10 protein-coding genes are annotated in these 13,813 nt (G+C 62.2%); 3 read left to right on the forward strand and 7 right to left on the reverse strand.

What is annotated here, in order from left to right; translation table 11 throughout:
• Positions 1-182: 182 nt before the first annotated feature.
• Positions 183-458 (reverse strand): HU family DNA-binding protein, encoded by a 276-nt coding sequence (locus tag ACFQ00_RS02070; protein ID WP_381485456.1) that lies wholly within the window; start codon positions 456-458, stop codon positions 183-185.
• Between the two features lie 733 nt (positions 459-1,191).
• Between ACFQ00_RS02070 and ACFQ00_RS02075 the strand changes: the two genes are divergently transcribed.
• The 3 genes from ACFQ00_RS02075 to ACFQ00_RS02085 all read left to right on the forward strand — a co-directional run bounded on the left by ACFQ00_RS02075 (position 1,192) and on the right by ACFQ00_RS02085 (position 4,857).
• Positions 1,192-1,389 carry a helix-turn-helix domain-containing protein gene (locus tag ACFQ00_RS02075; protein ID WP_381485458.1) on the forward strand — a complete coding sequence of 66 codons (198 nt, stop codon included), beginning with the start codon at positions 1,192-1,194 and terminating at the stop codon, positions 1,387-1,389.
• A 392-nt stretch (positions 1,390-1,781) separates the two neighbouring features.
• Positions 1,782-2,564: a hypothetical protein gene (locus ACFQ00_RS02080; RefSeq protein ID WP_381485461.1), complete on the forward strand. Its 783-nt coding sequence runs from the start codon at positions 1,782-1,784 to the stop codon at positions 2,562-2,564.
• Positions 2,565-2,634: 70 nt separating this feature from the next.
• Positions 2,635-4,857, forward strand: a complete 2,223-nt coding sequence (locus ACFQ00_RS02085) for a KAP family P-loop NTPase fold protein (RefSeq protein WP_381485464.1) — start codon at positions 2,635-2,637, stop codon at positions 4,855-4,857.
• A 253-nt stretch (positions 4,858-5,110) separates the two neighbouring features.
• On the opposite strand, the gene ACFQ00_RS02090 is transcribed toward ACFQ00_RS02085, so the two are convergent.
• From ACFQ00_RS02090 to ACFQ00_RS02115, 6 genes are all read right to left on the reverse strand, one after another.
• Positions 5,111-5,884, reverse strand: coding sequence for a hypothetical protein (locus tag ACFQ00_RS02090; protein ID WP_381485467.1), 774 nt, complete (start codon positions 5,882-5,884; stop codon positions 5,111-5,113).
• A gap of 72 nt (positions 5,885-5,956) precedes the next feature.
• A complete protein-coding gene (locus ACFQ00_RS02095) occupies positions 5,957-7,306 on the reverse strand; it encodes a hypothetical protein (protein WP_381485470.1) in 1,350 nt (449 codons plus the stop codon).
• 222 nt (positions 7,307-7,528) lie between these two features.
• Entirely contained in the window at positions 7,529-10,066 is a 2,538-nt protein-coding gene (locus tag ACFQ00_RS02100) for a S8 family peptidase (RefSeq protein WP_381485473.1), read from the reverse strand.
• A complete protein-coding gene (locus ACFQ00_RS02105; protein WP_381485476.1) occupies positions 10,017-11,048 on the reverse strand; it encodes an AAA family ATPase in 1,032 nt (343 codons plus the stop codon). The genes ACFQ00_RS02100 and ACFQ00_RS02105 overlap by 50 nt, the downstream gene beginning before the upstream one ends.
• A gap of 639 nt (positions 11,049-11,687) precedes the next feature.
• Positions 11,688-12,155, reverse strand: a complete 468-nt coding sequence (locus ACFQ00_RS02110) for a GreA/GreB family elongation factor (RefSeq protein WP_381485479.1) — start codon at positions 12,153-12,155, stop codon at positions 11,688-11,690.
• Positions 12,152-13,465: an Hsp70 family protein gene (locus tag ACFQ00_RS02115; RefSeq protein WP_381485482.1), complete on the reverse strand. Its 1,314-nt coding sequence runs from the start codon at positions 13,463-13,465 to the stop codon at positions 12,152-12,154. Before ACFQ00_RS02115 ends, ACFQ00_RS02110 begins: the two co-directional genes overlap by 4 nt.
• Positions 13,466-13,813: the final 348 nt, after the last annotated feature.

Below are 13,813 nucleotides of genomic sequence, written 5' to 3' on the forward strand. Positions count from 1 at the left end.
TCATAAAACTGAACGCCGGCCTTTCGGGCCGGCGCTCCTTTATCGGGGATGGTGCCCGGAAGTGGCGATGACGGAACCGGCCGGATCGCCCGGCGTTCCATCATCTCCACCGTCATGGTGCGGCCGCCAGCGCTTTTGCCCCCTGTCGCTGGCGGCCAATTTCATGCCCGTTTGTCGCGGCCTTAGCCGTTCAGCCGGTCCTTGACCGCCTTGGCGGGGCTGAACGTGAGCTTGTTCGACGCCGCGATCTTGATCGTCGCGCCGGTTGCCGGGTTACGACCTTCGCGCGCCGGGGAGGCCTTTACCTTGAACTTGCCGAAGCCGTTCAGCGACACTTCCTCACCCTTCGCGGCGGCATCGGCGATCGCGGCGAACACCGCATCGACCGCCTTGCGCGCATCGGTCTTGGTGGTCCCCAGCGTCTCGGCAAGGGCTTCGGCGAGGTCGGCATTGTTCATGTCTGAGCGTCCTTTTGTTGTGGAAATGCCCCTCTGGCGACACGCGGAATCGCTGTCAAACGAACACGTCGTTAACGGGAGAAAGTGCTCGGAAAGTATGCCGAAAGCATCGCTTTGGGCTGCCACCATGGTGCAAGAATGCTGCGCGACATGGCTTGTTTTTGGCCCGTCTTCGCGTCAATTCCATCCGAAAAGTCGTCCACCGCCGTCCAGCAAAGCGAAAAGCGCCACCCCCTGATCAGAGGGTTGCCGTGCACGTCCATGCGCGTCCGGGACAGGATCGGTCTGTCCGAGGGTTGCGAGGGTGCAGGAAGGGGGGGAAGCGGGAGGGAAGCGAAAGCAAGATAAAGGCAGTTGCTCGCTTTTCTCACAAGCCATTGTCTGCACATCGGAATTTATGGAGACACCCGCCCTGGAGCTAGAGGCAAGCTACTCATGGCACGAGCCGCGCTTGCCGGAAGGGGCGGAAATTCGCGCTATTCGCCGTCTTTTCGCGAGATCGGCATGGAGCATCCGCCTGTCTGCGCGGGTTATACTCGCGACGCATCGCGCCGACCGGCATTCTAGACATTCCTCACGCCTCTGTCATGCCAAGTGATGCCCTTGCATCAGCGGGGCGCGCATCAAGGCCCGAGATTCCCTTCGGTGCACCGGAGAGGCCCTGTTTGAGGCGAGGCTGGCAGCGCAGCATGGCCCGATGCCAAACACTAGATCCCGACCCGAAGGATTGCCCATGCTTACGCTGCCCCCATGCGCCCCGCTCACCGTCCGCATCCCTGAGGCTTGCCGGATGACCGGCATCGGACGCTCCAAGCTCTACGAACTTATCAAGGCCGGAGAGATCGAAACCATCAAGGTCGGCAGCAGCACGCTCGTGACTATGGCGGGGCTCGAAGCGTTCCTCGACAAATGCAGGGCGCGGGACAGCTGAGAACAGCGCGGCTCATGTCAGGGTTTCGGACGCTCTGATCAGGCCGTTTTAAGAGGCACAAATTAGAATAGCCGACGTTCGGGATGGTGAGCCGGCGCGTCGATTTCCGCCCCAGTCATTGCCTTTCAATCCTAGATCATACAGCCCTGAAATCTATCGTTGTTTATCTACCTAGCCGTTGCGAGGAGCCGGTGATTTGGAAGATTACTCGCGGTGCCATTGACAAACGCGGCAGTTGGCCGGATGTCTGGTACGAGGTCAGTCGCAGTGGCCTGCCGCCTGCATCAGCGAAGCCTTCGCGGCACTGCTCGTACGAACAGCTTCCCGCACGTTTTCGTGGGTCGGAGTGACGGTAGCAGGCGACGTTAGTCCAGGCCCGACGGAGACCTGCGATGTCCTACATCTATTTGAAACTTGCTGATCTGAAGAACCGCGCGCGCCGCATTGCCCGCGAGGACGGCGTGCCTCGCCAGCAGGCGCATGATCTCGCTGCACAACGCGGCGGCTATCAGAACTATGCCCATGCCCTGCGGCTTTTGCCGGATGGCAACGTGCCCAAGCGGGTCGCGGTGGAAATTCGTCAGCGCTGGCGCGAACGCGAGCCGCGGCGCTGGGGAGATGCGTCGTTCAGCATCGCGCTCGCGTCACCGCTCGACGACCTCCTGCGCCCGCATCAGCTTGTCGAATATCTTGGTGGCTGCGAGATTGCTGGCCCGGCAACGCTGGTAAGCAACGGCATCATGCGAGATCTCGACGAGACACGCATCGATATCGGGAAAATCGCGCGCACGCTCCAGTTCATCGATGCGACAGCACTACGCCCTTCGCGCGCCAAGCGCATCTATCCCAAGAGCAGCTGGCACAACCGTCCACCGATCGCCGACCATGACCATGGCTGGTACGATGCCGAAGCGGGTGTCCATGTCCTCTCGACCGAGCCCTACCGCGACGATGCCGCGACCGTGCCCGAGCAGCTGGCTTGGAACGACAAATGGGGCTGGGCGACGCTTCCGGTCGCCTGGGGCAGCATTTATGGCTTTGGCACCAGCCTCTATCTCCTCTGCCCCAAAGCCTATCTGCCGCGGCTGCGCGAAAAGGCCGCGAGGCTCGAGGCGGGCTCCGTGGCGGTCTTTACCGACGAGATCAAAGACCGGTTCTTGCGAGCGGCGGTATGACCGTGCGCGATCGGTCCGCAACGGTAACGATTTTGAGGTGGTTTGGCGCGGGCCACGCTAGAGGGGGTGTATGACCGATTCGGTGGACCCCGGCCAGCTGCTTGGCGATGCGCCGCTTCAGGCGGACGCGTTCGATGCGGTCGGCCTTCGCGAGGTCGCCGCCAGCGTCGCCGCGGCGTTGGCCGCCCTACGCACGGACGCCAGCCTGGTGATCGGCATCGAGGGTCGATGGGGATCGGGCAAGTCGAGCCTACTTGTCGAAGTCGAACGCGCGCTTGTCGCGGTGCCGGCTGCGCACCCGCACAGCCTGGTGCATTTCCGGCCTTGGCTGGTCGGCAACCGCGACGCGCTACTCGAGCAGCTGTTCGACGATCTCGAGCGCGCGATCGCCGGGATCGAGGCAGCGCACGGAGACACCACGCGGCAGACGCTGGTGCAGGCGCGGCGGGCGGGCAAAGCGTTGCGCAGCTTCGCCGCCGGTGTGAAGCGCGCCGGCAGCGCGGTTGAACTCGCCGGTGATGCCGCTGCGTTCGCGCCAGTGAAATGGGCGGGCAAGGGAGTTGCCTGGGTCGGCGAGTGGCTCGGGCGTGAGCCTGCTGTCAAATCACTTGACGTATTGCGTGCCCGGCTGGAGACCGCACTCAAGGCGCTCGATCACCGCATTATCGTCACGATCGACGATATCGACCGACTCGAACCCACGGAAATGCTTGAAGTGCTGCGCCTTGTCCGCTCGGTCGGCGACTTGCCCAACATTCTCTATCTGCTCTGCTATGATAGTGAGATCCTCGCGCATGGCGTGCGCCAGGCGGCGCAGGTCGAGAATGGCCAAGCCTATCTCGAGAAGATCGTCCAGCTGACCGTCCCGGTGCCGCTGCCAGAAACCTTCCAACTACGCCACTGGTTCGAGGTCGCTCTCGCTGGCTTCGCAGTACCACGGGACGAAGATGGTGCCAGCCGCCTCAGGTCGGTGATCGATTTTGAAGGCGGGCGCCGCTTAACCACGCCGCGCTCGGTAATCCGGGTGCTCGATGCATTGCGGTTCCTGTGGCCGACGCTCGACAAGGCCGGCGCTGACCTCGCGGACCTAGTATGGCTGCAGCTCATCAAGGAGGGCAATCCAGCACTCTATCGCTGGATCGAGGAATATTGCGCCACCGCCGCCGAGCTTTCGCTCGGTACCGCCCGGGTCGAGAAGGAAGAACGCGCTATCACGCTCGACGCGTTGGTAGCGCGCGCCGGCAAGGAATGGTTCGCCTCGCTCAATTACGCCTATTATTTTGCCGAGCAATTACCCGGACTCGATCTCAACTATGCTCAGGAGGGACCGCGCTTCAATGTGCACGGTAGAGTCGCCGAGCGCGAACGCGACCGTGCAATCGCCGGCAGGCGGCTGGCCAGCCCCGATCATTACCGCCTCTATTTCGCGCTGGCCGCTCCGACCCACGCGCTGCAGCAGGCCGATTTCGATGCCTTCTGGGCGGCAGCGCGCGAAGGGCCGGAGGTCGTGTCGCAACTGCTTGTGGCGATGCAAGTCCGGCCGTCGGGGCGGGTGCTGAGCCAGGCCGACATGTTGCTTGAGCGGATTCGTGGTGGCGAACTGACCGCGATCGATCCGTCGCACGCCGCCAACATCCTGCTCGGCTTCGCCGATGGCCTCGACGCGGTTTACCGGGCGCGGCCGTTCGAGCGCTTCTGGGTGACGGGCCCTTGGGATCGTGCCGAGCGGCTAGTCGTGCCCTTGCTCGCTCGACTCGAAGATGGCCTCCGCACCGCCACGGTCGACGCGATGTTCAAGGGTGCGGCGCTGTCTTGGCTCACCAGTTTGTTCCGTCGCGAGACCTTCGCGCATGGCCGCTTCGGCGATCGCCCCAAGCCGATAAGCGAGCGCTATTTCGGCGAGACGGAACTCGACCGGATCGCTGCGACCATGCGCGCGCGCTATCGTGCGCTATCGCTAGATGCGATTTTGGGAACCGTCTCGCCGATCGATATCCTGTTTGCATGGGTACAGGGCGGGGATACGTACGAGACCGAACATGTCGCGGCGTTCCTCGCCGCTGAGACCGTCGGCGATTGTCAGTTCTTGCGTGTTCTGGACGTGCTACGGTCTACCGTTACCACCAGCGATGGACAGTACAAGACGCTGAAACTGGAGAACCTGAAGCCGTTTCTCGATGTCGATTTGGCTCTGGAGCGTCTGCGTGGGCTTGCCGGCGACACTGACCGACCGGACTTAGCACAGCATGCGCGTAACCTAATCGACGCCGCTGAGGCTGCGCGAGAGTTCTGATCCTAATTGCTGTAATGAATTGAGCAACGCCTGTGCGCAACTCAAGCAATGCAGACTTTCGGCTTTTGCCTCTAACGGACTTTACAGTTAGCCTAGCGGCCCACAATCCGTTGGGATGCTGGCTGGTCGCAAACGGCCCAGGTTCCGGCGTCAGAAAGCTGCTGAGCGAAGGGCGGCTATCGGTGAACGAGTTCGGGCCCAGTAATGGCCGCCATGTCGGCGGCTCTAGGCGAACATGGCGCTCCTTCGCCTGTCATGGCTTTGGCACTCGCACAGCGTAGTCCATGTCGGCGACGGATCCCGCATCGAGCTGCGCCCGCATTCGCGCGGCTGCTTCCGGACAAGCGCAAAATCTGTCGATATCGAAGTCAAAGCCGGGCAAAGCGCGACCGAGCTCCGGATCGGCCTTGACCGCTCTTTCCAGTTCCGCGTCGGCGGCATCGAACAGCGCCTGGTAACGCGCATCGACCGCGGCTAGGCGCACCTCAATAAGATGCGCAAGCCGCGCCGAGAAGGCAACCTTGTGTTGGGCGCGCGTCGTATAGGCACTGACCTGCTTCTTGGGTCGCCCCTTGTCATTGTATAGGCTGAGCACGACGGCTTCCTTAACCAGCGGCCCGTCGGCAAAGTCTTCCCCGTGACCGAAGTGGGCGATCGCCTTGTTGCGATAGTTCATCACCTCGTCGTGGGTCGCCCGTTGCTCCTCGGTCAGCTTGGCTTCGCCAAGTAGTGGTTTGCGATCACCCTTTGTCGCGGTCGCGCGGGCATAGAAGACAATGGCCTGGACGAAGAGCGCACCGGTGACGGTGGTTTCATTGAACCAGTCAGGCGTGTTGGCTGCCTCCACATCGGACACATCCTGGATCCGAACCATCTGATCAAGCGCTTCGCGCGCACTTCGGAGGTCTCCGCGGATTGAGCCTGCTGCTGCTGCGAGCTCGATCGCTCCTGAAAGGGCTGGATGCCGGTCCGCGCTCCTGAGATGCTGGGCCAGAGAAGCAAGGTCGATGCGGGCGACAAGGTGCATAGTTCCTCACGAGGGGCACGCGATCCACTACGCCGCAATGGATGACGCAGGCACAAGCGATATCACGGCGCGCTAGCGATGCCAGTGATAGCCCGGATCGCCGTCCTCATCCATGAACAACATGTGGTTTGGCAGCGGTTCGGCATTCCGACGCCCTCGGACTGGATAGATCGCTGTTGTCTCGGACAGCGCGGCGGATTCGTTGCGGTCCACGCTGCGCTCGGGACTCATATAGTTGCCGTAGACCCATTGGAGCCGTGAGGTGCCGGGATCGAAGCTCGCGATCTGTTCGAGGTTGAGCTGGTGGCGGCGGCCATCGACGCCGTTCCCTCCAGTCGTTTCATAGCCAACATGGACGACGCCGGGACAATCGCCGGGAAGCTGCGAGGCCGCGCCGGCCACCATCGACCGGAAATGTCGGGCTTTCTGCCGCGCCGCCTCTTCCGACACACTGAGCCAACTCACGACACTCACGCGGCCCAAAGCAGTGGCGTGAAAGGGTCGTTCGCTACCGGGCACCCAGTCCCCGCGGACATCGTAGTCGACGGCCATATGATAGTCGCGGATTAGCAGCTCGACCATCCGGCTGGACCCGAAATAGATGTCGTCGTGCTTGAGCACCGCATCAATCGGCTGGCGATCGATATGCTCTAGAGAGCCTTCGCCGAACGCGTCTTTCCAGTGGGCTGACCCGCCGTCAAGAAATGCCGCGACATGATCGGCGAGGTAGCGCTCGTCGACCGTCGACAGTTCGGTGAGATAGGCGATCTTGATGTCGAGCGAGGCTGACGCTCGCTCGCATTCGGCGTGGGCCAAGGCCGACATGGCATTCGCCCGATCGCGTTCTAGCGCAGAATACTCAGACTGGCCAACCCGCTTACATTCGACGGCCCAGTGCGAGCGCCCACGCCTGACGGCTAGGTCCGGTGTGCGAGCGACACCGGGTCGCTCGGGAATGAAAGTGAGATGGCGCCAGCCACGCCGGGCGTAGGCACCGGCGACAAGCAGCTCATAGATGCCGTTGTCCGGGGTCGTCCGGCTGCCGGTCATCAGCTTGGCGACACGATCTTCGACACCGGCAACGCGGCGCAGATCGGGAAGGAGTTGTCCTATGCGACGGAACACGGGCGCAATGCGGAACGCCTCGTGCTCGACCCAATTCCGGCGTTCATTCGCCGTGGCGTAGGCGGTCGCCTGGAAAATATACCAGGCGATCAAATCGACGGGATCGAATAAGGCGACGCGATCGCCCGCGGCCCAGTGATCGCGCGCCGAAGAGAAGGTATCGCGAGCTCGGTCTGAGCGAACTTGCCACTCTGCGGATGGGACCTGCGCAACCATCCATTCGATCGCGGCAATCGAGTCTATGTCGTTCCAGTCCTGACCGTGACGTTGTGCAATCCAGAGCGAATTTCCAACCATATTACGGGGGCATTAAGGGGTTTTCTGTCACACTTCCAGCAAGCAGGGAACGGAACGGAAGGCAGGTTTCAATGCCTTCAATCAGCAGCCGGAGCGGCAACTATGTCGGCGGAGGACATAATCGTTGATTCCAGACGCTGCCATTCGTTCATGTGTTCACGGAGGCCTATCAGCGTCGGGTCGGATAGCGATACTGTGGAACGATGTGGTCGCTATCCCACTTCAGCCGGGGCCCGGGCCGCCGCCCGCCGGAATACGAGGCTGGAGACGCTGGCGAATTTCCTCATAGAGGCCGATCATTCCGGGCATGGCGACGGTAACGGCCAGCCCGAAAGGAATGGGATCGTCGATCGCGCTGCTCTGGTCGGGATCGCGCTGTACATGAAGCGGGACGAGCATGTTCGGCCCTACGACCGGGGCGCGATCGCCCCGCCAGACGCGCGTATACAATGTGCCGCGATTGGTCTGATTCATGTCGGGCTGATCGCCATGCGCGTTGACCGCAAGCGCATCGAGGCCGTCCGGTTCGAGGATTTTCAGCCGGCAATTACGATATCGCTTACGCCCAGGCGAAACCGGCGTGAACCAGGCGAGCGTTGCCGATAGCGAATGTAGCCTGGCTTGGCCGCTCATGCATTGCGGCACGGGCACATGGACCGTCGCGACCCTGTCGCGCTCGAGCGTGCCAACCGCCCAGAACGTCGCGCGGTCCTCTGCGCATGCGGTTGCTTCGTCGGCATCGACCCAGCCATAGCCCAGGAATCTGCGAATATTGTCCTTTTGCTGGACATGCCGACGGTTGTCGGTCGGGCCCAGCACGGACCGCAGCGCAGCTGCTGTATCCTGCGGCCAATGGGCCGGATGGACCAGCAGCGCCTTCAGCAGCACGGAGCGCTGCATATGGGTGAGATTGGTGAAATTCTCGCCATAGGCGGCTTCGAGCGCGTCATGGATGCGGTGACAAGTCCGCGAAGCGAGCGCGGTCGCAGCGCTGGTTCCGCTGGTATAACCCTGTTGGTTCTCGATTCCGCCCGAAGGTGGCGCGGCGACCTTAAGGCCTGCGACACGTGATGCACCCGAAGGCCGCACATCGACATGATCATGCGTGCGCACGACATGCACGTGCTCGCGGCTGCCCGGCATGAGAATGTCTGGCTTGACCGAGCGGGCGAAGCCGGGGCCAAGAGCACTCGAAGGATTGGCGGTGCGCAGCGCGGGGAACGGATCGACATGAATACTGGCGCCGCCTCGCGCGGCCGGCTCGATCGCGTCCTCGTTGCAGGCACCGATCGTCACGCCATTGATGGTCTCGGCTGGCGCGAACAGGCGACGGTCGGCAACGATGGCGCCAAGCGCTTCGATCATCGCGGTGGCGCGCGTCTCGGCATCGGCGTCCTCGAAGGCGGCACCTGTCAGGAATGCTGGGACGCCAAATGGTGATTCATTGTTGCCCGCGCTCACCAAGAAAAGGCAGCCGAAATGATAGGCGAGCCGGTCGAGCAGGCGCGCCCAGGCGGAAAGCTGACCATGGAACGGCCGGCGGCGGTTTCCGAGCGAGAGATTGACGATCAGCACATCCGGCGCGGTCGGCTCGTCGCCCTGCCGCATTCGCGAGAGTGCCAAATAGATGACGTCCACGATCAGGCGATTGGCGGGGAACGCATCATGGTTTCCCAGCACCGGCACGACATGAATTCGACGTGGCAAGGCTGCTTCGCCGCGGTTGCGATCGCCATGGACGATCAACGAAGCCATGGCAGTGCCGTGCCTGCGGTTGGCCACGAGCGCCTCGGGCTCGAGCTCAAAGAGGTCATCGACGATCACGTGATCTGAGAGCAGAGGGTGCGCCGCCACGGGCACGCCGTCGAGCAGCGCGAGGATCGGCGAGGCGACGGGTGGCACGCCGGCGCGAATTTCGTCCGCAGGCTCCGGATCGGCCAATGGGATCGAGGTGGCAAGGCTTTGCGGACGGATGTGCAACACGGGGTCGAGGCCGGCCATCCCATCGATTTCCCGGTCCACGATCTGTCGGACAGCCCAGGCAGGCAAGTCGACAAGCAAGGCATGATAGGCGATGTCGTCGATACGCGCGCGCGACACTACCTGGCCACCGCGCGCGGCGACTGCGGCACGCACTTCGTCCTCCGCCTCCGTACCATTCGCCGCGCTGGGGCGATAGATTAGCTCGACTTCCAGGCGCACCAGTACGTCCGGCTCGAGGTCCTCGATCTCTTCGGCCAGCTCGACCGCGTCGAGCGGCTGCACACGGTCCTGCGGCCCCCATGGGCGCAGGTCGCGGAGCAGCGAGAAGACTGCGCGCCAAGGCGTCTCGCCGACGATGAGCCGGTCCCGCTGCCAGCGCGTCCAAAGGGACTCTAGCTGCTTCAGCGCCTCGATATCCGGCATCAGTAGATACGCGACCGGATCCTTGTCGCCGTCTTCGGCTACCAGCTCCTCTTCATCGACCAGCTCCAACCCGGGTACGCGCTGGATCGCATTGGCGAATTCGTTGACGGTGCCGCGCACCTCGAAGACCAGCAGTCGCTCGGGCGCGAGCGCGGACGGGTCGGTGCGCAATTCGAGCGCGTCGCCACGGGTAAGGGCTTCGCGTAGCCGATTGAACTTCGGGCCGATTTGCGCCCGTTGCCGCGCAAGATCATAGGCCTCAGGAGGTGGGACATACCGCGGAGCCCCGACGGGGCGGGGGCGGTTATTCTGAGGCGTCAGCCTCAGCAGTGGTTTGGTCGGATCGCTTGGCATTGAGACCCTCGGGCGTTACCCGCGATACCCAAAGCTCAAGTTCGGCGCCAAGTGCTGCATCGATACTGACATCCCCCAACCCCAATATCTGTCGCCGGCGGACATTCTGACAAAAGTCGAGCGCCTCGGCATAGCTGATACTGCCAAGCTTGCCCGCGATTTTGCTCGTCTGCAACCTTGGGCGTTCCGGCCAGTTATCGACGATTCGTTCCAAAAAGGCAGTAATAGACTTGCGATTAGGAGAGGGAAACGCAAGCCGCATCTGGAATCGCCGCCACACGGCACGGTCGAGCAACTCGCCATGGTTGGTCGCTGCGCAGACGATCACATAGCTAGGAAGCTGATCAAGCTGCATGAGCAGGAACGAAACGACACGCTTGATCTCGCCGGTTTCGTGCGTGTCGCCGCGTTCCTTGCCGATTGCGTCGAACTCGTCGAAGAACAGTACAGCTGGCTGAGTGCGTACATAATCGAACAGGCGCCGCAGCCGAGCATTGGTCTCGCCAAGGAAGCTTCCGATGAGTGCGTCGTAGCGGACCACGAACAGGGGCAGGCCCAGTGCTTCGGCGATTCCTTCCGCGAAGGATGTCTTGCCATTGCCCGGCGGGCCAGAAAGCAATACACGGTGGCGAGGCTCATAGCCATTCGCACGCAGGACATCGGCGCGGCTATGCTCCTCAACGAGCTGGCGGCCACTTTCACGCGCTGGCAGCGGGAGCAACAGGTGGTCGAGCCTGACCTTGGGCTCCAGCTCTAGGATCGCGTCACGCCCATTGGAATGGGCACCAAGCTGGGCGGAACTGGTCAGCGCCGGCGGTGTCACGCTCACGGTCGATAGTGCGCGCTGTAATCGGTCAGCAACTGCGAAATGCTTCTTTGCGCGCTCATCGGCGATCATGGCTTCGGCAGCGTCGCGCAACAATTGCTTGTCGCCCGATGCTCCCGCGCGAACCAAAGAAACAAGAAGATCGCTACGCGCCATGCGCCAACAACTCACCCCCAGTGTGGATCGCTGCTAAGCGATTCATAAAAATAGCTAAAGCGGTCTGCTTTGTCGCTCGGCCGAGCCTGGAAACAGGCTGAGTCGAATCGATCGCACGCCAAGCCGAATCTCAGGCCCCAGCTTTGGCGTAGGGTGGGGGCCGGTGCAACGCTAGTTTGCGCGCTGTCGGCCCCGAAACGCCAAGATATCCACAGACCATGCAAACTAACTGTGGAGAAGCTGTTGGCGGTTTCAAGGAATGTTCCTAGCTCGAAAGCTCGCTCGCGACAGAGGAACGTAACAGGAACATTCGGGTTGCGCAATCGAAAAAGTATCCGAATGGTGGATGATGGTGAGGAATAGCGCTCGCTTGTATCCTATCGGGCGGAGTCCGAAAGGTCAGCGGAGGCCGCCGTCAAGACCTGCCTGACGCCACATAGACAGAACATTTGAGGCTAGGGAGAAGTACATGGTTTGGGAATCGACTGAAAACTCGAAATTTGACGGTACATTTGACGCTACAAGGAACTGACATACTGTCCTCATTGCATTGAGAATATTTAAGAAATTCTGTTTCTTCGATTCCGGCCGTGCAACGATAGTGAGTGTTCCCAATCGGGGCGGAAAGCTACTACCGTCTTAAATCTCCAGGACGCGAACAGAGAGCACTTCGATGGCGTCGCTCGCGTTTGCGAAGTCCAGCGTGTCTCCGGGCTCGGCACCCAATAGCGCGCGGCTGAGCGGCGCGGAGAACGAGAGGAGCCCGGTGGCCGGGTCAGCCTCATCATGCCCGACAATGGTGACGGTACGCTCGGTGCCGTTCAGCAGGAAGGTCACCGTGGAGCCAAAGGCAACGCGCGCGTTATCGGGCTTTTTCATTAGTTGTATGGTTGCCTGTCGGTTGCGCCAGTATCGCAGGTCTCGCCGTGTCGCCTTGATCGCGTCTTCGTCGCTGAGGCCCTGCAGCACGGCTTCCAGCTCTGCCACCCGCGCGCGTATCTGCGCCTGTCCGCGCGGGGTCACGAGGTTCGGCCCGGGTGGGATCGGAAGCTCGAACTTCGGCTCGAGATGTTCGTCATCGCTTTCGCGGCGAAAGGCGACACTCATGCTCCGCTCTCCTCTGGCGCGGTCCAGTCCGCGATGTCGGGTGCCTGCCCGATAAGTGCAAGCCCATGCGCGATCGAGGTGAGTTCCTCGCCGCCGGCAAGGCGGCTCTCTCCGAAGCGTTCGGCGAACAAATGCCGCATCGCCGGGATCAGCGAGGACCCGCCGGTCAGGAAGACATGGTCGATGTCGCCGGGCATCAGACGCGCGGCAATAAGTGCACCGTCCACCGTCTCGGCGATACGCGCGAGGTCCGCTGCGATCCAGCGTTCGAAGTCGGTGCGGGCGACCTCGACGTTGATCGAGAAGTCGGCACTCTCGAAGTGGAAAGCCGCATGGCTCTCAGTCGATAGCGCCCGTTTCAGCTTGCCGACCGCTTCGTAAAGCCCGTGGCCGAGTTCGTGCTCGACCACGGCGATCATGCGGCCGATTGCTGCCGGGTCAAGAGCCGCGCGCTTCAGCCGCGCAAGTTCGTCGAGCGTCCTGCGGTTCCGCATGAGCGCGAGCCGCGACCAGTCCCCAAAATCCGCGAAATGGCCGGCCGGAATCTCCAGCACCTTGTCGAAGGAGCGATACCGACCGCCCTTGCCGAGCAGCGGCAGGACGAGATGGTCCATGATCCGGTAGTCGAAGCGGTCACCGGCAATGCCGATACCCGCTGCGCCGAGCGGCACGCACCGCTGCGCAGCATCGGGCGCGATGCGGACGATCGAGAAGTCGCTGGTGCCGCCGCCGAAGTCCGCCACCAGCAGTGTCGCGGGTCGGTTCAGCCGAGAGGCGAAGCTGTAGGCGGCGCCGAGCGGCTCGTAGACGTAGTGGACCGGGCGGCCGAGGGCTTCGAACATCGCATCGTAGCGCATCCGTGCCAGTGCCGGATCAGGCCGTGCGCCAACATAGCGCACCGGGCGACCGACGACGATGCGCTCCGGCAGGTCGTCGAGCGCATTGCCGCCGTGAGCGCGCAGGTGAGATAGGAAAATCTGCCCAAGCTCCTCGAAGCGCATCCGCGCCTCGAATACGCTTGCATGTTCGAAATTGGGGTTTGCGGCGACCGACTTGAATGATTGCAGAAAGCGCGAACCTTGCGGAAATTCGAGGAACTCGGCAATGGCCCACGGCCCCGCCTCGTGCGCGAGCCCGCCGCGTGCATCCTCGTCCTGCCAGAAGCACAGTGCCGAGCGGAATACGTTCGATGGCCCATCAGGCGCCGCGAAGCTGACAAGATCGGCCGTTCCATCGCCATTGGCGCGTGCGACCACCGAATTCGTGGTGCCGAAGTCGATGCCGATGGCGCTGGCTTTGTGGGCGGGCACTGCATTTCCTTTCCAGCCGCGAGCGGCTGGCGGCTATGGCAGGGCTACGCGCCTTGGACAACCATGGCTTGGGGTGTTCGCCGATCAAAAGGCGCATGAAGCTGAGGAGGGTTCCCGGACGGTACTGACACCATTACGACCGTTCAGACGGATGCCCCGCGTTTTACGCTGGAGGTACGTAACACGAACAAAGCGCCGTTGGGCTCAAAACAAAGAATGCAAAAAAAGTACTGGTTTGGGAATCACATTGAATGCGAAGCATCTGACGGTACATTTGTCGGTACAAAGCGCCAGCGGCACATAATTAATGAACTAAAAAATAAGAGAAAATTTTCGCTGTTTGATTCC

This window comes from Sphingosinicella xenopeptidilytica, from assembly GCF_042676985.1.
In the GTDB taxonomy this organism is placed as follows: domain Bacteria; phylum Pseudomonadota; class Alphaproteobacteria; order Sphingomonadales; family Sphingomonadaceae; genus Sphingosinicella; species Sphingosinicella xenopeptidilytica.

Bases quoted from the DNA above. Each gene is read 5' to 3' on its own strand.
- ACFQ00_RS02070 (WP_381485456.1), bottom strand. From the start codon at position 458: ATGAACAATGCCGACCTCGCCGAAGCCCTTGCCGAGACGCTGGGGACC.
- ACFQ00_RS02075 (WP_381485458.1), top strand. From the start codon at position 1,192: ATGCTTACGCTGCCCCCATGCGCCCCGCTCACCGTCCGCATCCCTGAG.
- ACFQ00_RS02080 (WP_381485461.1), top strand. From the start codon at position 1,782: ATGTCCTACATCTATTTGAAACTTGCTGATCTGAAGAACCGCGCGCGC.
- ACFQ00_RS02085 (WP_381485464.1), top strand. From the start codon at position 2,635: ATGACCGATTCGGTGGACCCCGGCCAGCTGCTTGGCGATGCGCCGCTT.
- ACFQ00_RS02090 (WP_381485467.1), bottom strand. From the start codon at position 5,884: ATGCACCTTGTCGCCCGCATCGACCTTGCTTCTCTGGCCCAGCATCTC.
- ACFQ00_RS02095 (WP_381485470.1), bottom strand. From the start codon at position 7,306: ATGGTTGGAAATTCGCTCTGGATTGCACAACGTCACGGTCAGGACTGG.
- ACFQ00_RS02100 (WP_381485473.1), bottom strand. From the start codon at position 10,066: ATGCCAAGCGATCCGACCAAACCACTGCTGAGGCTGACGCCTCAGAAT.
- ACFQ00_RS02105 (WP_381485476.1), bottom strand. From the start codon at position 11,048: ATGGCGCGTAGCGATCTTCTTGTTTCTTTGGTTCGCGCGGGAGCATCG.
- ACFQ00_RS02110 (WP_381485479.1), bottom strand. From the start codon at position 12,155: ATGAGTGTCGCCTTTCGCCGCGAAAGCGATGACGAACATCTCGAGCCG.